The following is an 18,662-nucleotide window of genomic DNA, read 5'->3' on the forward strand; positions in this document are numbered from 1 at the left end:
GCCGCGGGCCTGCACGACCGCCTCGCGCCTCGGGCGGTCCTGGGGTAGGTTCGGCCGCCGATGGACACCCGAACTTATTTCCAGGGCAAGAGCGTTCTCATCACCGGCGGTTCGAGCGGCATCGGGCTGTCGTTCGCGAGGCTCGTCGCGGGATACGGCGCCGCGGTCACGCTGGTGGCGCGCCGCCGCGCGCTCCTCGACGAGGCCGCCGTGGGCATCCGGCGCGAGCACCCGTCCGCGCGGGTCGACGTCCTGGAGCTCGACATCAGCCGGGCGGACGACGTGGCGCGGGCGATGGAGTCGCGGCTCGCCGAGCGGCCGATCGATCACCTCGTGAACAACGCCGGGGTGGTGATGCCGGGGCGCTTCCTCGAGCTGCCGGTGGATCAGTTCCGCGGCATGATGGACGTGAACTTCTTTGGCGCCGTGCACCTGTGCAAGGCGGTGCTCCCGGCGATGGCGGCGCGCGGCAGCGGCCATGTGCTCAACGTCTCGTCGCTCGCGGGCGTGATCGGCATCTACGGTTACACGCCGTACGCGGCGAGCAAGTTCGCGCTGATCGGCTTCTCGCAGGCGCTGCGCGCGGAGATGTGGCCTCACGGCGTGCGGGTGAGCGTGTGCATGCCGCCCGACACCGACACTCCGCAGCTGGCGTTCGAGAACCAGTACAAGCCGGCGGAGACGAAGGCCATCGCGGGCAACGTGAAGACGCTCGAGCCGGACGCCGTGGCGCGCAGCATGGCCGACGGCATGGCGCGCGGGCGGTTCGAGATCTACCCCGACGTCGGCTCGCGGGTGAGCGCGATCGCGCAGGGGGTCATTCCTGGGGTGGTCCGGTGGGTCTGCGACAGCGCGCAGCGGAAGGCCGGGCCTGCGGTGGGGTGAGCGCGGGAGGGCGATAGAAGGGCGGGACTCGTCGCCTGAGGTCCTCCCCGCGCCGCGAGAGATCTCGCCGGATCGCCCGCACGCTCGCTGCGGCGGAGATCGAGGCGCGCGCGGCCACCGAGCTCTTCTCGATCGCCCCCCATTGCGCGGGGCGGCAGCGGCGACGCTCGCAATGGTCCTCCTCCACCAAGGACGCGCGGACGAGGCGCAGCGCGTCGTTGTGGACGCGGCAGCGCTGCGCGACGCGAGCGGCCTGAGCGGTCCTTTCAAGTTCGCCGTGCGCCTCGCCCCACGCCGAGGTGCTGCACGCGATGGATGACGGCGTCCGAGCGCAGGCCATGTTGATTGAGGCCCGCGACCTCTTGCTCTCACGTGCGACAAAGATCGAGGCCCCCGAGCTCTGTCGGAGCTACCTCGAGAATGTGCCCGAGAGCGCGCGCATCCTCGCTCTGGCCGCTGCCTGGGAGCAAGCCGCGTCTTGAGGTCGCACGAGCGTGGTCGGCTCGCGCAGGCAGGTGGCAGCCCCATCAACACGCGGCCTGCTTTCGTCACGTCGAGCGCTGAAGGATGAGTTCGTCAAGCATCGAGCTCAACAACACCTGATGCGCTCCACGCCGGGAGGCCGCCGGCATCGCGTGGCCGATTGTCTCGCTGTCACAGCCTGGTGAGGCGCGCTTGTCACCTGGGCCACATAAATCAACAACACAGCTGAATTTACCGACAATTCCAGACACTACCATTGAACTCAAAACTGGCATCACCCGTGAATAAGCAGCGACACGGGGACGAAATGGTCTTCAGCAGAGCGCGTGCGCTCTGAGCAAAATAACAGCAAACCGAAAACCCAATTTTCGAGGACATACAAGATGAAGCCTCTCAAGTCTCGCGTTCTCTCGGGCGTTGGCGCTGCTCTCGTCGCTCTCAGCGTGTCGACCACCGCGCTGGCGAGCTATGACGTCCCGTCTGCCGCCGACTTTCCGGACTACAGCAATTTGACCGCCGCGCTCGTGGCCATCCCCGTCCTGATCACGGACGTCCTGGATCTGAATGACGAGGTCGTCGACATCGATAGCGTCAAGATCGTATATCTCGATGACATCCTCACGGGCGACCAGCTCGTGAACGTGAACAAGACGCTGAACAACCTCATCGTGAACCTCCAGATCCTCAACCTGCAGAACGTGCTGAAAGATGTCGACGTCGCCAACGGGATCAAGGTCGGCGACGTCCTCAGCAACAACGACGTCGACGTCAGCGATGTCGTCGCGGTCAAGGTGTTCGACGTCGAAGGCATCAAGAAGCTGCTGGTGTTCGTCAAGTAGGGCTGCCCGCTCGCCCCACCTCGCGCCAGGCGTCGAGACGGACATCGTAAAGCATCGCCGGTGATCAGCCCTCGAGCGCGGCTGGAGATCTGGCACGCACCGCCACAGCGCGCGAGATCGCGCCTGGTCAACCTCCATCGCCTGGCCCCCCGACAACCTGGCGGCTTCCGGGGCTTCCACCGACAGCCTCCTTCTGGTACGTGGGGCCGTCGCCCGGGGCCCTGGCTCCGGAGCGGCCCTTCAGACCGAGGCTCGGCCAAGGAGATCCGCACCCGTGCTAAGGAACACACGCCGCGTCGCCGCGCTCCCGCTGTGCATCGCCCTGCTGGCCGGCGCGGCGGAGGGTCGCGCCGAGGGCCCGCCGGAGGCGGTCGCCCGGCTCATGGCGCAGGCGAACGCGGCCGCTCGAGAAGATCGGCTCGCCGACTCGCGCGACCTGTGGATGGCGGTCTGGCGGCTGGAGCGCGCCCAGGTCGCCGCGTGCAACATCGGGGCGCTGTCGCTCCGGCTCGGCGACGCGCCGGCCGCCGTGCGCTGGCTGTCGCTCTGCAAGGAGATCATGCGCGCGCCCAGGACGCCCGCGGAGCGCGCGCTCGTCGCGTCGCGGCTCAGCGACCTGGCCCGCGCGCGGCAGCTCGCCGGCGAGCTCCACGTGGTCGCCCCCGCGGGATCGAAGATCACGATCGACGGCGCGCCCGCCGAGCTCGAGGGCGACAAGCCCATCCCCGTCGCCCCCGGCCACCACGTGGTGCGCGCCGTGCTGGACGGCAACGTCGCGACGGCCGAGATCGACGTGCCGCGCGGCGAGGCGCGGGAAGTCGTGCTCACGTTCTCTGCCCGGCCCGCCGGCGTCCCTGCGCCGCTCCCAGGCCTCCCGGCCGCGCCCGCAGGCGCGCCGGCGCCGCGCCCCGGCCCCCGCGCCTCCCCCCTTCCCCCCTCGCCTCCCCGGCCCGGGCCGCGGCCGGAGCTCGTCGCCGGCGGCTTCGGGCTCTCCGCCACCCTGGCGGCGATCGGCGGCGTGATGCTCGTCGGCGCGGAGAAGAAGGACGACGCGGGCGACACCGCCGCGCTCTCCGCAGGGCCGAACCGTTGCTTCCGGCTGACCCGGCCGATTTGCCAGCAGTCGGCGTCGGCCTACGACGACGCGATCGCCTACCGGGGCGTGGGCCTCGCCGGCCTCATCGCGGGAGGGGCCGTGCTGGCCGCCACGCTCGGTTACACATTCTATCCGCGCGGGCCAGCGGAGATCACGGTGTCGGCCAACGGACTTACGTTGACGAGCTCGTTTTGATGTGCGCTTCGACCATGCGCCTGCTCTGATCGACGGACGCTTCGCACGCTGCGCGATCTTGCGAAAACTTGCGTGACGGCGGCGGCCTGACCGCGGCATACTGCGCCCCGAGACGACCTGGCAAACGACACCCCGGCGGATTGGGGCCGCCTGGGTGCCGGCGCCACAGCCTCGTGCCGGAGGACTGGACGCATGGGTAGACCCATCGCGCGTTGTGCTGCTGCTCTGCTCTTTCTCATCACCTCGGCGACCTTCTTTGCGTGCGGCGACGGGCCCTACGTGGGTGGAAGGTGCGCGACCACGGACCACTGCCAGTCGGACCAGCAGAATGTGCCGGGCACGATCTGCATCGATGAGCACTGCGAGTGTGGCGAGCCGGGGAAGGTCATCTGCTGCGCGCGCGGCGACGACACGCCGAACTGCTTCGAGGAGTGCCGGACCTGCGACGAGTGCGCCGAGGGCACGGAGGAATGCTCGGGGGTGCCGGTCCCGCCCGGGAGCTGCGAGGGCGACGCGGAGTGCCCCGGCCCACCGGACCCGCGGTGCGGGGTCGGGAGGTGCGCGGACGGCGCGTGCGTCGTCGAGATCGAGCGAGGCCCGATCGCCTCGCAGATCCGCGGCGATTGCAAGGTCGAGGAGTGCACGGCCGAGGGCCGCGTGGTCAGCGTGGCGGCCGTCGACCCCTACGACGACGGCAACCAGTGCACCCTCGACGCCTGCGAGATCGACGAGCCGCGACATCTCGTGTTGGATGGTGTCGCATGTCCCGCCTCGGGCGCCGGACGATGCCATGAGGGCGCGTGCGTGCAGTGCGTGGACACAGACCCGACGCCGCTGTGCCCTGGCGGACTCGCGTGTGATGGTGTCTGGTGCGTGCCGGAGCACTGCGTGAACGGCGCGCGAGATGAGGGGCCGCGCGAAACAGGATTGGACTGCGGCGGTTCATGCCGTCCCTGCCCATCGAGCGAGCGCTGCGAGGCCGCCACGGACTGCGAGAGCGGCGTGTGCACGAACGGAAGCTGCATGATCCCGACGTGCAGCGACGGGATAAAGAACGGCCTCGAGGCCGGCGTCGACTGCGGCAAGCTATGGTGCCCGCGCTGCCCGGTGGGCGGGGGCTGCGAGACCGGCGCAGACTGCCTGAGCGGCGTGTGCTGGAGCGGCGTCTGCCAGGCGCCGACCTGCACCGACGGCGTGCAGAACGGCGACGAGGCCGGCGTCGACTGCGGCGGCGCGGCTTGCGCCGCGGCGTGCCCCGAGTGATCGCGCCGCGGGCAGGAGGCCGACGGCGACCATGAGCTTCCAGGACCGTCGTTGATCCCTGAGTCCCCCGCGGATCAAACGCCGCGCTGCACCCCCACATCATGAGCTCATGTCGCCCCGGCTCCCTGGAGCAGGTGAATTCGCACACGACCCGCCCCCTGAGGTGCTCGCAACTCGGACACGTTGTCCCGACATTTCCCTTTGGGTCGTTCACGCGAGGCGCGACATCGACGGGGTGCGTCCGCTAACCTCGCGTCGGGGGATTCCTGTGTCGCGGCTCGGCGACACCGACATCGACGCGCTTTTCGCAGGCGAGGAGGGGAGAGCTGCCGTGAAAGACAAGAATCGTTTCTGGAAGCTAGCGTTTGCAGCGTTCGCGGTGCTGTCCATGACATGGATCGCCGGCTGCGCTCAGGGGGGCGGAGACGAGGCGGCCAAGGGCCACGACGGCGACGGCAAGAGCGCCCCGACGACAGCCAAGGTCGTCAAGCTCGCCTTCGTGACGAGCGGGACGAGCGAGTTCTGGCGCATCGCGGGGGCCGGAGTCCACAAGTACGAGCAAGAGGCGAAGATTCAAGTGGACATCAAGGCGCCGCCGAACGGCACGCCCGAGGAGCAGAACCAGATCCTGGAGAGCCTCGCCAGCCAGGGATACGACGCCGTCGCCGTGACCGTCCTGGCGCCGAACGATCAGGTGACCGTGCTCAACAGGGTCGCCGAGAAGGTCAAGCTGATCACGTTCGACTCCGACGCCCCGAAGTCGAACCGGCTGCTCTACATCGGCACGAACAACTACGAGGCCGGCAAGGCGCTCGGCAACGAGATCGTGAAGATCCTGCCGAACGGCGGGAAGATGGCCGTCTTCGTCGGCATGTTCGCGGTCGACAACGCGACCCAGCGCCTCAAGGGCATCCAGGACGTGGTCACCGCCCACAACATCCAGATCGTCGACAAGCGCGAGGACAACGCCGATCGCGCCAAGGCGCGCGCGAACGTCGAAGACATCATCAACGCCCACCCGGACCTCAACGTCGCGACCGGCCTCTGGTCGTACAACGGGCCGGCCATCATCGCGGCCGTCGAGGCGCTCGGGAAGAAGGGCAAGGTCATCCCGGCCGTGTTCGACGAGGAGGACGTGACGCTCAGCGGCATCGAGAACGGCACGGTGGCGTGCACCGTCGTGCAGAAGCCGTTCCAGTTCGGCTACCTGTCGAGCAAGTGGATGCACGAGCTCGCGACGAAGGGCGACGCGGCCATGGCCGCCATCCCCAAGGACAAGATGGTCGACACCGGCGTCGACGTGATCCGCAAGGAGAACGTGGCGGAGTTCAAGGCCAAGCTCGTGGAGCTGAAGAAATAGCCTTTCTCGGGGGCCGCGCTCGCCGCGGAAGGGATCACGCTCTTGATGGTCAGCTCGGACATGGAGGAGGTGCTCGGCATGAGCGATCGCGTGGTCGTCATGCACGAGCGCCGGATCACGGGCGTGCTCCCGCGCGAAGGGCTGACGCAGCAGCGCGTCGCCGCGCTGATGACGGGGAGCGCGAGGGGCGCGGAAGGGGACGTGGAAAGCGCGGTGACCGCATGAGACGTGAGCTGGGCATGAGCGTCGTGCTCTTCCTGATGTGCGCGGGGCTCTGGATCTCCAACCCCGACTTCCTCGGGCAATCGAACGTCGTCAACACGACGCGGCAGATCGCGATGCTCGGCATCTTCGCGATGGGCATGGGGTTCGTCATCATCACCGGCGGCATCGACCTGTCGATCGGCTCGGTGATCGGCTTCACCGGCGTCCTGCTCGCCAAGATCTCGTCCTCGGGGATGGGGTGCCTGGGCTACCCGCTCTGGGTCGGCATCCCGGCCGCGCTCGCCGCCGCGATGCTGGTGGGGCTCGCGCAGGGGCTGCTCATCACGCGGCTCAAGCTGCAGCCGTTCGTCGTCACGCTCGGCGGCATGCTCCTCGTGCGCGGCGTCTCGCAGACGGTGGCCGAGGGCGGCACGCTGAGCTTCGGCGACTCGCCGTTCCTCGGCCTCGCCAACGGCGGGCTGCTGCGCGTGGGAAGCGACGCGCTCATCCCCTACCCGCTCGTCATCTTCCTCGTGGTCCTCGCCGCCGGCGCGTACGTGCTGCACTTCACCGTGCTCGGGCGCTACATGTTCGCGATCGGGGGCAACCGCGAGGCCGCCGAGTACTCGGGCATCGACGTGCGCCGGGTGGAGGTCTCGACGTACGTCATCTCGTCGGCCACCGGCGGGATCGCGGGCGTCTGCTACGCGTCCTACATCGGCCAGATGTCGCAGCAGGTCGGGATGGGCTACGAGCTCTACGCGATCGCAGCCGCCGTGCTCGGAGGCTGCTCGCTGCGCGGCGGCGAGGGCGGCGCGCTCGGGATCCTCATCGGCTCTGCCCTCATGCGGGTCATCGACAACGGCATCAACATGTTCCAGATCCGCCACAGCGACGCCGGCGTGCCGCGCATCTGGCGCCTCGACCCGAACTGGACGTTCATCATCATCGGCGCCGTCATCCTCGTGGCCGTCGTCTTCGACCAGGTGGTGCACGTCGCCCAGGCGCAGCGGCGCGCCCGGCGCGCCGGCGAGGCGAAGGCCGCCGAGCCGCACCCCATCGAGGCGCCGCCCGCCGGGGCGGAGTAGCCGCCGCGCGGTCAGCGGCGCTTCGCCGCGCGGCGGCGCACCCTCGAGAGCGCATGGCGGAAGCCGCTCGCCAGGTTGGCGTGCGTCACCATCGAGCCGACGTCCAGGCCTTGCCGGACCATCATCTGCGCGGCCTCCGGCCGGATGCCGACGAGCACCGCCTCGGCGCCGAGCAGCGCGGCCGCCTGCGCCGCCTCGACGAGCCGCGACGCCGCCGTCGCGTCGATGAACGCCATGCCGGTGACGTCGATCAGCACGACGTGCGCGCGCTTCGCGTCGATCTCGCGGAGCATCGACGCGATGAAGTCGCCGGAGCGCCGGGCATCCATGACGCCCACGACGGGCATCACGAGGATGCCGTCCGCGATGGGCACCACGGGGCTCGAGAGCTCGCGGATCGTCTGGAGCATCGCCGCTTGCTGCAGGTTGGCGCGCTCGAGCTCCTCGCTCCGCGCGGAGATGCGGCGGAGCAGCCGGGCGTTCTCGACGCCGATCGCCACCGTGCCGGCGACGCGGACCAGGAACGCCACGTCGCCCGCGCCGCACGCCTCCCTGCGAGCGCTGCTCAGGACGAGGGCGCCGAGGACGTTGCCGCGGCCTTGCAGCGGCACCGCGATGGCCGTGCGCGCGCCGTCGTGCGCGGCAGGCAGGTCGGCGTCCGCGCCCCCCTCGGCGGGGTCGATCACGACCGGGCGGCCCGACGCGATCGCGCGGCGCACGAGCGAGCGCGCCGGGATCGAGACCTGGTCCTCGACGACGGAGCTCGTGGGGGGCGCGACCCCGATCATCATGACCTCGATCGCAGGGGCGACGGGCGCGATCCGCCCGCCGTTCCCGGCCGCGGCCCGGCGGGCGGCCTCGAGAGAGAGGTAGTCGCTCAGCGTCGTGGACCACGGCGTCTGCTCGAGGGTGACGCAATCGACGCGGGTGTGGAGGACACGGGAAGGCGGCAGCTCGGCGAGGGTCGGCCCGACGCCGCGCGTGATCATCCGGTGGATCGTCTCGATGGCGCGGAAGCCCATGTCGTCCTCGCGCTGGACGATCGTCGCGTGGATCGCCCCCTGCCGGAGCAGGGCGACCGTGCGGGCGACGAGATCGAAGCCGACGATCTTGAGATCTCCGGCCCTGCCGAGGGCTCGCGCCGCGCGGCCCCAGGACGGCCCGTTGTCCGCCGCGGCGCCGAAGGCGCCCGCGACGTCGGGCCGCCCCTCCAGCGCCGCCGTGGCGAGCCTCGTCCCGGCCTCCTGATCCCAGTCGCACGGGATCGTCGGCAGCACCGTGAGGTTCGACCCGAGCGCCGCGACGCGGAAGCCCTCGACGCGCTCGCGGATGTTCAGCGCGAGCCCCACGGCGCCCAGGGACGCGACGACGCCGCCGCCCGGGAGCAGCCGCTTCATCACCTCGGCCGCCCACCTGCCCGACGCCACGTTGTCCGTCCCGATGTAGAGCGGCGCCCGGCTGCCCGGGATCGGAGGGGTGTCGATCACGACGACCGGGATGTCCCTCTCGGCCGCCCGCCGGAACGCCTCCTCCGCGCTCTCGGGGTTGCTGGGCGCGACGACGATGCCGGACATGCGCCGGCCGATCGCCTCGTCGAGCAGGGCGCGCTGAGAGCCGTCGCCGTCTCCGCCATGGCCGGTCCGCCAGTCGATGGAGACGCCGAGGGGCCGCGCTGCGCAGTCCGCGCCGGCGCGGATGTTCTGGAAGTAGGTCGTCGGCTCCGACGCCGGGGCCCGGTAGACGCGGGCGCACAGGTCGCCCCGCGCGAGCTCGGGGCCGTCCCCGACGCGGTCCTCCTCGAGCAGCCAGATCTCCACCGTGTCCCAGCTCGGATCGAGCTGCACGCTCTTGATGCCGTGAGCGATGGTCTCGATGAGGTCGTGCAGCGCGAGCGTCGTGCCCACCGCGTGGAGCAGCCGCTCGAACAGGCGGATCTCCTGCGCCGCGCTCGCCTTGTCGTCATAGAGCCTGTGCCGCTCCAGCGCATCTCCGGCCGTGCCCGCGAGGACCTCGATCATGGCGCGGCGCTCCTCGCCCGGAGACTCCATGGTGGCCTGCTCGATGGCGAGATAGCCAGCCGGCTCGCCGCACAGCTGGATGGGCGCGACAAGCACCCCGGCGCCTTCGGGGACGCCGCAGCCCGCCTCGATCGCGAAAGGCAGGTACGTCCCGTACCAGGCCCGCGCATCGACGATGCGGCTCCCGTGCGCGCCGTCGGGAGGCGCCGCCGTGCCGAGCGCGCCCCCCTCGACCTCCGCGCCGACCGGAACGCGCGAGGAGACCCCAGGCGCCGCGTCGAACCCGACAAGCGCTCGGGCCACGAAGCGGTCGCCCTCGCGGAGCAGCAGGCTCCCGCGCGGCGCGTGCGGGAGGACGCCCATGGCCCGCCGCACGATCTGCTGGAGGACGGCGAGGAGGTCGGGTACCTGACGCATGCGTATCGTTCCACGATCTCGCCTGGATCCAGGCGGCCTTCAACAACTTCGCGCGCGATCGATCGATCGATCGATCGGGCCAATCAGGGATCGGAAGAGGCTGCGCGGCCGAGCGGCGGCGCGCCTCGCGAGGAGCCGCTCACGACATCGACTCATGACGACGCGATCATGAGCTGGGCGCTCGTGGCACAAACAGGCAGCGACCTCCGCCCCAGGCGCGGGAGCGCGCCGGCCCGCGTCACCCCGGCAGCCGAAGGCCCGCCCCGCTGGCGCCGGCCCCGAGCCCCTGTCCGCCCACCGCAAGGAGCCACCGCAAGGAGCAGCGCCCGCGCTGGCCCCGAGCCGCGCCGGGCGCTCCCCCAGCAGCGCTGCCGCAGGCGCGCGGGTTGCAGGGAAAGCACAAAGATCTCGCGGAGCGGCCATGGATTCCGCTTGCGGACGCCGGCGAAATTTGTGTCATTATTGCGCGGTTACCGTAACAACCTTGCGACGCGCAGCAGCGCGGCGCGCTTGCCCTTGACGACCGAGGAGGCGAGAGTCCTGGACGTCATCGAACGATACGAGTTCAAATACCTGGTGCCGGAGCGTCTGGTCCCGTCGATCCGGGCCACCGCCTGCGCGATCGGCCGGCTGGACCGGTACGCCGGCCCGGGCGGCGTGTACCGCATCCGGTCGCTCTACCTCGACACCCGCGGGTTCGACCTCTACTGGGCCAACGCCCGCGAGCAGCGCGACCGCTTCAAGCTGCGGGTGCGCACCTATCCCGGGAAGACCAGCCCGGCCTTCCTGGAGGTGAAGCGGCGCGTCCAGGATGTGATCATCAAGTCGCGCGCGGCGGTGCCAGCGAGCGAGTGGCGCGATCTGCTCGCGCACGGCCGCCCCGTCTCGCTCGATCACCTCTCGCCGGGCGCGCGGAAGGGCGCGGAGAAGTTCATCGGCGCGTTCCACCGCCACGACCTCAGGCCGACGCTCCTTGTCGACTACGAGCGCGAGGCGTACGAGAGCACCCTCGACACCTACGCGCGCCTGACGTTTGACCGGAAGATCGTCTGTCAGCGCAGGGAAACGCTGGATCTCGACGCCTCCGAGGGGGGGTGGCGCCCGGTCGACCACCCCGTCCAGACGCAGACGCCGGAGCCCGTCTGTGTCCTCGAGCTCAAGTTCGAGCGCAGGCCGCCTGCGTGGATGGTGGCGCTCGTGCGGCGCCTCGACCTCGTCCGGCACTCGTTCTCCAAGTACTGCTACAGCGTCACCGCGCAGCTGATGCTCCCGGAAGCGCGGGCGACCCGGGTCGCAGGGTGGCAATGATGGACTGGCTGGCGGCGCTCTCGCACGGCGAGGCCGTCGAGTGGCGCGACGCGCTCCTCGCCCTGCTCGTCGCCTTCGGGCTCACGCAGGGCATCGCCGGCGTCTACATGCTCACGTTCCGCGGCCTCTCGTACTCCCGGACGGTCGTCCAGAGCATGGCGCTGGGCAGCATCATCACGTGCACGCTCATGCTCGCCGTCGGCAACAACATCGCGGCCGGCATCGGGATCGCGGGGGGCGTCTCCGCGATCCGGTTCCGCACCACGATGCGCGACCCGCGCGACGTCGTGTTCGTCTTCGCGTCGCTCACCATCGGCATGGCGAGCGGCGCGCGGGCCTACGGCGCGGCGATCGCGGGGGCGGCGATGTTCGGCGTCGCGACGCTCCTGCTCCACGTCACCGGCTACGGGTCGCGCCGGCAGCCGGACGGGCTGCTCCGGTTCGTGGCGCCGGCCGGCCAGGCCGGCGCGGAGATCGCCGGCCCGATCGCGGGCATCCTCCGCGAGCACTGCGGCACCTTCTCGCTCGTGACCCTGCGCGAGGCAGCGCAGGGCACCGTCATGGAGCACGCCTACCAGATCCGCGTTCGCCACCCCGACATGCGGGCCGGCCTCGTGACGAGCCTGCAGGCGTTGCCCGGCGTGGCGGACGTGAGCCTGATGCTCCAGGAGCCGACGCTGGACCTCTGACCACGGCGACGCACCACATCAGCTGGTGCGTGGGCAGCAATCTCACCTAAGCGCCCCGCGTCGCCGCCGCACCGTGGTGGCCGTGCTAACAGATCGCATGCACAAGAGTCGCCTGGCTGGGTTCATCATCGACTGCCGAACCGACGATCTCGATGGCGCCGCCCGCTTCTGGAGCGCGGCGCTCGGGATGCGATCGCGCGGCCAAGACGGCGAGGCCTACGTCCGCCTGGACGCGTCTGCGCGCGATCTCTCGGTCGAAGTGCAGAGCGTGAAGCACGGGAGCCGCGTTCATCTCGACATCGAGACCGACAACGTCGAAGCCGAGGTGCGCCGCCTCGAGCGGCTCGGCGCCAAGCGGGTCACGCAGGCCTCGACGTGGTGGGTGCTCGAGGCGCCGACCGGCCAGCGCTTCTGCGTGGTGAAGACCCATCATCCGGACGCGCACGGCTTCTCCACGTGGGACGACGAGGGGAACCCCGTATAGAAGCGGCGGCTCCGGCCTCGACGCCCGCAATGGGCAACTCATTATTTCGTGCAATTCACCATAACGTAACACAACCCTACCCATTCTTGCGCTCACGCCCGCTCCGCTGCAAAACTCGATAGAGCGGCCCTGGCGAACTGGTTCCGAGCCCGATCCATCCAGGCATCCCCGTCGAGCGCCTTGGCGCCGCGGCGCCCGTTCGCATCGCTCGGCCGTCGGCGCCGAGGCCAGCGCCCGCGGCGCACGCCGAGGCTTCCAGACCTGCAAGGGTCGTGCAGTTCCGCGGATACTGGACGCGCTTTGACCTCCTGAGATGCCCGGCCTGCGGCGTGCCGGCGTGACAGGAGAGAGAGGCCCAGATCCCCGCCTGAGCCCTCCGGTCGACGCGACATGACGGCGGCGACCAACCCACGGCGCAAGAGGACGCAGGGCGCGCAGTTCGCGCGCTGGCCGATGTGCCGGGGTGGCCGCGCTGGCCGGCCATCCTGGACCACCGGGCGGCCACGCCACGGGACAAAGCCACGGCAAACAGCCCCGTAGACCGGTTTTCCGGGGTGCGGAGGCAGGCCGAGATTTTGCAGTGCCTCCGGACGGCTCCCGACGCTCGCGAGAAATCGAGGCGAGCCCGGGTCAGCATCAATTTTGGCCCTCGCCTGTAGGCTGATGTAGCCAAACGTGGGAAGAGGTTAACGTGCGTATCCTGGGTTTCACGGTACTGACACTGCTTGGCGTTGCGACCTCGAGCTGCACCGGTCCCTCGGACAGCGGCGGGAGCGGGGGCGGAGCTGGAGGCGACGCCCGGCACGTCGAGATTCCCGAGCAGTCGAAGGAGATGTCCGACCCGCTGCCGGTCGAGACGCCGGCGACGGAGGCGGAGATATCGGACCCGCTGCCGGTCGAGCTTCCGGCCGCGGAGAACGACGAGCCGCTGGACCAGCCGGCGATGATCGAGGTGCCGATCGCGCTGCCCGGCTCGACCCAGGGCTGCCCCGACGGGATGGTGCGGGTGGAGGGCGAGTATTGCAGCGCCGTGGTGCAGGAATGCCTCGAGTACCATCCCGAATGGACAAAGCGCCACGGCGAGCCGGGGGTCGCCGCCCGATGCTTGCGATTCCGCGAGCCGTCGCGGTGCGTCGCCGAGAAGACCGAGCACCTCTCGTTCTGCATGGACCGGTACGAGTACCCGAATGTCCCCGGCGCGCTGCCGCGCACGCTGACCTCGTGGGAGCAAGCCGCCGGGCTCTGCGCGGCGGAGGGCAAGCGGCTCTGCACCGAGGCCGAGTTCAATTTCGCCTGCGAAGGCCCTGAATCGCAGCCTTACGTCTACGGCTACGAGCGGAATGCCGAGACGTGCAATCAGGACCGAGACTACCGCTTTCCGGACCACTCGCAGCGTCTGCTCCACTACGAAGCGTGCCAGCAGAACGCGCGATGCGCCGCCGAGCTCGCGCGCCTGGACGGCCGCGAGCCGTCCGGCGGGCGCGCGGAGTGCGCCTCGTGGGCGGGCGTCTTCGACCTGAACGGCAACGTCAACGAGTGGGTGGTGCGCACCGATCAGAAGGCCCCTTACCGCAGCGGGCTCAAGGGCGGATGGTGGGGTCCGATCCGGAGCCAGTGCCGCCCGATGACGACCTTTCACAAGGAAGACGACTACGGCTACGAGGTCGGCTTCCGCTGCTGCGCGGACGCCGAGACACACCCCGCGGGGTGAGCGCGGCCCGCGGGCCACACGTCGGCCCGGCCTTCTGACCTCGCGCCCGCAGGCCGCGGGAGCGACAGTATCCCCCTGAGCGCACAGCTCGGCCATCGAACCATCGTTGCAGCTCCAGGACGGCGGACGGCACGCACGCCGTTCCGTCGCGGGCCAGTGAATGCGACGTGACTGTATCAGGAGACCGATCGCGCGAAGCGCTTGACATCGGTTCCCAGTTGCATGCTTAAGTCACATGGCATGCTCGGCATCGTCTCGCGCCGCGCATGGCACGTGTAAACCTTGCTTCGACAGTCACGGTGTGATCGTGCAACGGCCGTTGTCGATCGCGTATCGCTTCGGTCGCAATCTTACAAATTCGACCCGATGGGCTGCAGGGCTCGCTGACGCAATTCTGTTTTACTTATTTGCTTTGAGCACAACCCTGCGGCTCGGCCGGCCGGATCATGGAGGACCTTATGCGTATCAATCGCTTACTTGGCACTGTCTCCTTTTCGTTCGCGTGCTGCCTGGTCGCCTGCGCCATGGAGCCTGCTGACCTGGAGGACAGCGACGCCCTCGAGTCGGGGTTAAGCAGCCCGGACAACACGATGAAGGCCGAGCTCACGTTCCAGTCGCAATGGACCGGCGGGTACTGCGCGAACGTGACCGTGACGAACACGAGCACCGGCCCGGCCACGTCCTGGGGTCTGGTCGTCGGGCTCAACGGCGCCACGGTGACCAGCCTGTGGAACGCGCGCTACACGCCGTCCGGCGGGCAGCTGAACGTCACCAACGAGAGCTACAATGGCTCGATCGCCGCGGGCCGCTCGGCGTCATGGGGGTTCTGCGCGAGCGGCACCGGGAGCCCCACGATCGTCTCGGTCAAGGGCAATGGAGGCTCGAGCACCAGCACGAGCTCTTCTTCATCGAGCAGCAGCAGCTCGAGCTCCTCATCGAGCAGCAGCAGCTCGAGCTCGTCCTCGAGCTCCTCGGCGAGCAGCGGCGGGGGCGGTGCAGGCGGCTCCGGTGGCGGGGGCGGCTCTGGCGGCTCTGGCGGCTCCGGCGGCGGCACCCCGACCGGCGCGAAGTTCGTGGGCAACATCACGACGAATGGCGCCGTCCGCGCCGGCTTCGCGAACTACTGGAACCAGATCACGCCCGAGAACGAGGGCAAGTGGGGCTCCGTCGAGAGGACGCGCGGCCAGAAAGACTGGAGCAAGCTCGACACGATCTACAAGTACGCGAAGGACAACAACATCCCGTTCAAGCAGCACACCTTCGTGTGGGGCAGCCAGCAGCCAGAGTGGCTCGCGGGCCTCTCCGGGTCGGAGCAGCAGGCGGCCGTTAGGGACTGGATGCGGTCGTTCTGCGCGCGCTACCCCGACACCAAGTACATCGACGTCGTCAACGAGCCGCCGCCCCACACGACGCCCTCTTACAAGAACGGCATCGGCGGCGACGGCGCCAGCGGCTATGACTGGATCGTCAACTCCTTCAAGTGGGCTCGCGAGTTCTGCCCGAACGCGAAGCTGATCCTCAACGACTACAACAACATCGAGTACGAGGGTGAGCACCAGAACTTCATGCGGATCGCGAGGGCGGTGATCAACGCAGGCGCCCCGGTCGACGCGCTCGGCGCGCAGGCCCACGACGCATACAGGCTCAACACGAACACGGTGAAAGGGTACATCGACAAGCTCGCGTCGCTGGGCAAGCCCGTGTACATCACCGAGTACGATATCGGCATCGCGAACGACGAGGAGCAGCGCCGGGTGATGCAGGAGCAGTTCACGATGTTCTGGAATCACCCTTCCGTTCCAGGCGTCACGCTGTGGGGTTACATCGTCGGCTCCACCTGGAGGGCCAACACGGGGCTCCAGCAGTCGAACGGCACCATGCGGCCGGCCATGACGTGGCTGATGGACTTCCTCGACCGCTGACGACCGGAAGCGCGCGCGGCGCGCGTCGAGCCGTGCTATGCGAGCCGAATGTCCAGAGACGTCGAGCTCCAGTGCCGCTGCGGAAAGGTCCATGGATGGCTGCGCGGTGCATCGCCGGAAGCGGTGAACCGCGCCGTCTGCTACTGCGACGACTGTCAGGCGTTCCTGCACCATCTCGGCCGCGCCGACCTGCTCGATGAGCAGGGCGGCACGGACATCGTGCAGGTGGCTCCTTCGGCGGTCTCCTTCGACCGCGGCAGCGAGCTCGTCACCGCGGTGCGCCTGACGCCCAAGGGCCTCTATCGCTGGTACGCGAGCTGCTGCAAGACGCCGCTCGGCAACACGTTGACGCCGCGACTGCCGTTCGTCGGCATCGTCACCGAGCTGTTCCAGCAAGCGCCGAGCGCGCGCCCGTGCGACGAGGTCTTCGGCGCGCCGCGCGGCGCGATCCTGGGCAAGTTCGCCATCGGCGAGCCGCCGCCCGGGTCGCTGAGGCCGAGCGTGCGATTCCTCGCGCACGTGGCCCGGAAGCTGCTTGGCTGGAAGCTCCGCGGCAAGGCGTGGCCGCATCCGTTCTTCGATCGCGCGAGCGGCGATCCGAAGTACCCCATCACGGTGCTGTCCGCGGCCGAGCGAGAGGCGCTGCGCCCGCTGTGCGGCCCGCGCCCCGCGCGCGCATGACGGGCCGGCTCGAACCTCCCCCGCTCGTCCTCGCGGCGTCGCCGCGCTAGCGCTCCGCGCGCCCTTCGCGCGGGGTGCCGCTCCAGCGCAGGTCAGCGACGATGGGGAGGTGATCCGAGCCGAGATCCGGGCCGATCCATGCGCGCTCGGTCGTCCAGCCAGGCCCGGCGAGCACGTGGTCGATGCGGACGCCAAACCAGCGCGTGCGCTTCGTCGCGCCGAACCCCAGGCCGGCGCGCGAGAACGCGTTCTCGAAGCCCGCCCAGAAGCGCCGGTAGATGGCGCTGTCGACCGGCATGTTGAAGTCGCCGGCGATGACGACCGGATAGGGCGCCTGGTCGACCCACTGCCGCGCGAGCTCGGACTCCCAGGCACGCAATGCGATGACGCGATCGTGCTCCGCTGCCTGCTTCCACAGGCCGTGGATCAGCGCCTCGATCGCCTCCCGGGGCGTCTCCAGATGCAGGTTGAGCAGGCTGAAGGCGCGCATACCGGGCGGCTCCTCTGAGCTCGGCCGTGGCGCGTCCGGCAGCGCGATCTCGTAGCGCAGGATCGCGCCGTGGCCGCCTTGATCCCAGACGTCACGGCGATCCCTGGACTCGGCCTTGAGGAGAGGGTGCCGGCTCACAAGGCACATCCCGGTATCGACGTGGACGGACCATCCTGGAAATGCTGCGTTCAGCTCCGGCTCCGACGCCGAGCACTCCTGCATCGCGATCACGTCGGGCCGTGTCTCGGCCACGAAGCCCTTGAGTCGATCGATGTCCATCGCGCGGCTGCCCGTGTTGAAGGAGGCGACGCGCAGATCGTGGCTGTCGGCGCCTCCGGTAAGGGCCCGGAGAGAGAACGTGAAACCGAGGATCGGCCCGGCCACGATGGCGGATGCCAGCGCCGCCGGGAGGACAGCGCGGCGCTGCACGAGGAGCGCGGCGGGCACGATCACGAGGAGAGGGAGAGCGACGATCCGGCGCGGGCCGAAGAGAAAGAGCGTCCCTGGCCACCACCGGTCGCCCAGGATGGGCAGGGCGAGCCAGATCGACGCGACCGCGACGAGGTAGAGCACGGCGACGGCGAGCACGACGAACCGGAGCCGGCGCCAGCGTGGTGGGGACGAAGGACGCCTGGCGGGTTGCGGTTGCGAAGCTGACGACATTTCCTTGGATTGCTCGCTCTGGTACATCGGTGCTCTTCCGTGGGTGTGTTGCATCTGCCTCGAGCCAGGTCCTGGGTTGCGGCGCCTCGCTCCTCCTCGGAGGTTAGCCCTCGCCGGCGATCAAGCCTTCCAGCCGCCGGTCTGCAGCATGCGATGCGCGGCCTACCGTGTGCGTACGGAAGAGGCGCGCCACGGCGACCTTCCGCAGCGGTTCTGTTTGGCACGAAATGGCTCGGCCTGCCGTACCGTCGCGTGTGGACGCTTGCCGCCGCGCCGTGCTCGCACCTAGAATCCCCACTCCGGACGGCGCGATCTCTAGCGCGTCCGTGGCCGAGGACCCCGTGCCCAAGCTGGTGATCAACGGAGCGAAGCTCGAGTGCAGCGAGGGACTGTCCCCCTCCGCGCTCACCGTGCTTCCCGCGAACGGGACCGACGCTGACGAGGCGCCAGCGGCGACGGTGATGGACTTCCAGCCGATGGCCAACATCGCGCCGTTCGGCATGTGCAAGACGCTGGCAAACCCGCAGGTCGCGTCCGCAACCACCGCTGCTAAGGGCGTGCTCACCCCGATGCCCTGCATCCCGGTGATCGCCGCACCGTGGTCGCCCGGCGCCTCCCTCGTGACGATCGCCGAGCACAACGCGCTCACCGGCGACTCGACCTGCCGCTGCGCCTGGACCGGGAGCATCCGGATCACCGATCCAGGGACGGACGTCGACGTGGATTGAAGATCCGCCGAAGAGCGCGTCACGAGCCTCCATCGCGGGCTCAGACGTGTCGGCGGTGGGAGGGTTCTAGCGGCCGTCGGTGGCGGAGGCGACGCCAGATCCAGCGCTCGGAGCAGCCCAGCGAGCTCGCCGCAGCAC

At 69.7% G+C, this 18,662-nt stretch carries 16 protein-coding genes; 14 read left to right on the forward strand and 2 right to left on the reverse strand.

Annotated features, from left to right (window positions below):
- Positions 1 to 60: 60 nt before the first annotated feature.
- The 7 genes from WME97_RS25415 to WME97_RS25445 all read left to right on the forward strand — a co-directional run bounded on the left by WME97_RS25415 (position 61) and on the right by WME97_RS25445 (position 7,413).
- Entirely contained in the window at positions 61 to 885 is an 825-nt protein-coding gene (locus tag WME97_RS25415) for an SDR family oxidoreductase (protein WP_437540775.1), read from the forward strand.
- Positions 886 to 1,811: 926 nt separating this feature from the next.
- Positions 1,812 to 2,207 carry a hypothetical protein gene (locus tag WME97_RS25420; protein ID WP_437540777.1) on the forward strand — a complete coding sequence of 132 codons (396 nt, stop codon included), beginning with the start codon at positions 1,812 to 1,814 and terminating at the stop codon, positions 2,205 to 2,207.
- 274 nt (positions 2,208 to 2,481) lie between these two features.
- On the forward strand, positions 2,482 to 3,498 hold the full coding sequence (locus tag WME97_RS25425) for a hypothetical protein (RefSeq protein ID WP_437540779.1): 1,017 nt from the start codon (positions 2,482 to 2,484) through the stop codon (positions 3,496 to 3,498).
- A 192-nt stretch (positions 3,499 to 3,690) separates the two neighbouring features.
- Complete coding sequence (locus tag WME97_RS25430) at positions 3,691 to 4,761, forward strand: hypothetical protein (RefSeq protein ID WP_437540780.1); 1,071 nt, start codon at positions 3,691 to 3,693, stop codon at positions 4,759 to 4,761.
- A 331-nt stretch (positions 4,762 to 5,092) separates the two neighbouring features.
- A complete protein-coding gene (locus tag WME97_RS25435) occupies positions 5,093 to 6,121 on the forward strand; it encodes a substrate-binding domain-containing protein (protein WP_437540782.1) in 1,029 nt (342 codons plus the stop codon).
- Between the two features lie 45 nt (positions 6,122 to 6,166).
- Positions 6,167 to 6,346, forward strand: coding sequence for a hypothetical protein (locus WME97_RS25440; RefSeq protein ID WP_437540784.1), 180 nt, complete (start codon positions 6,167 to 6,169; stop codon positions 6,344 to 6,346).
- Complete coding sequence (locus tag WME97_RS25445; protein ID WP_437540786.1) at positions 6,343 to 7,413, forward strand: ABC transporter permease; 1,071 nt, start codon at positions 6,343 to 6,345, stop codon at positions 7,411 to 7,413. Before WME97_RS25440 ends, WME97_RS25445 begins: the two co-directional genes overlap by 4 nt.
- A gap of 11 nt (positions 7,414 to 7,424) precedes the next feature.
- Here the strand turns inward: WME97_RS25445 and WME97_RS25450 are convergent, their stop codons facing one another.
- Entirely contained in the window at positions 7,425 to 9,848 is a 2,424-nt protein-coding gene (locus WME97_RS25450) for a substrate-binding domain-containing protein (RefSeq protein WP_437540788.1), read from the reverse strand.
- 510 nt (positions 9,849 to 10,358) lie between these two features.
- Here WME97_RS25450 and WME97_RS25455 point away from each other — a divergent pair.
- From WME97_RS25455 to WME97_RS25480, 6 genes are all read left to right on the forward strand, one after another.
- A complete protein-coding gene (locus WME97_RS25455; protein WP_437540790.1) occupies positions 10,359 to 11,156 on the forward strand; it encodes a polyphosphate polymerase domain-containing protein in 798 nt (265 codons plus the stop codon).
- Positions 11,153 to 11,845, forward strand: a complete 693-nt coding sequence (locus WME97_RS25460; protein WP_437540792.1) for a DUF4956 domain-containing protein — start codon at positions 11,153 to 11,155, stop codon at positions 11,843 to 11,845. The genes WME97_RS25455 and WME97_RS25460 overlap by 4 nt, the downstream gene beginning before the upstream one ends.
- A gap of 97 nt (positions 11,846 to 11,942) precedes the next feature.
- Positions 11,943 to 12,329: a VOC family protein gene (locus WME97_RS25465; RefSeq protein ID WP_437540794.1), complete on the forward strand. Its 387-nt coding sequence runs from the start codon at positions 11,943 to 11,945 to the stop codon at positions 12,327 to 12,329.
- 691 nt (positions 12,330 to 13,020) lie between these two features.
- Positions 13,021 to 14,040: an SUMF1/EgtB/PvdO family nonheme iron enzyme gene (locus WME97_RS25470; protein WP_437540796.1), complete on the forward strand. Its 1,020-nt coding sequence runs from the start codon at positions 13,021 to 13,023 to the stop codon at positions 14,038 to 14,040.
- 590 nt (positions 14,041 to 14,630) lie between these two features.
- The gene (locus WME97_RS25475; protein ID WP_437540798.1) at positions 14,631 to 15,962 is read left to right on the forward strand and encodes an endo-1,4-beta-xylanase; all 1,332 of its coding nucleotides are present in this window, start codon (positions 14,631 to 14,633) and stop codon (positions 15,960 to 15,962) included.
- Positions 15,963 to 16,010: 48 nt separating this feature from the next.
- Positions 16,011 to 16,643 (forward strand): DUF6151 family protein, encoded by a 633-nt coding sequence (locus WME97_RS25480; protein WP_437540800.1) that lies wholly within the window; start codon positions 16,011 to 16,013, stop codon positions 16,641 to 16,643.
- Positions 16,644 to 16,689: 46 nt separating this feature from the next.
- Here the strand turns inward: WME97_RS25480 and WME97_RS25485 are convergent, their stop codons facing one another.
- Positions 16,690 to 17,721, reverse strand: a complete 1,032-nt coding sequence (locus WME97_RS25485; RefSeq protein WP_437540802.1) for an endonuclease/exonuclease/phosphatase family protein — start codon at positions 17,719 to 17,721, stop codon at positions 16,690 to 16,692.
- A 416-nt stretch (positions 17,722 to 18,137) separates the two neighbouring features.
- Here WME97_RS25485 and WME97_RS25490 point away from each other — a divergent pair, with 416 nt between their 5' ends.
- Complete coding sequence (locus WME97_RS25490; RefSeq protein ID WP_437540803.1) at positions 18,138 to 18,524, forward strand: DUF4280 domain-containing protein; 387 nt, start codon at positions 18,138 to 18,140, stop codon at positions 18,522 to 18,524.
- Positions 18,525 to 18,662 lie beyond the last annotated feature (138 nt).

This window comes from Sorangium sp. So ce367 (genome assembly GCF_051520455.1).
In the GTDB taxonomy this organism is placed as follows: domain Bacteria; phylum Myxococcota_A; class Polyangia; order Polyangiales; family Polyangiaceae; genus Sorangium; species Sorangium cellulosum_B.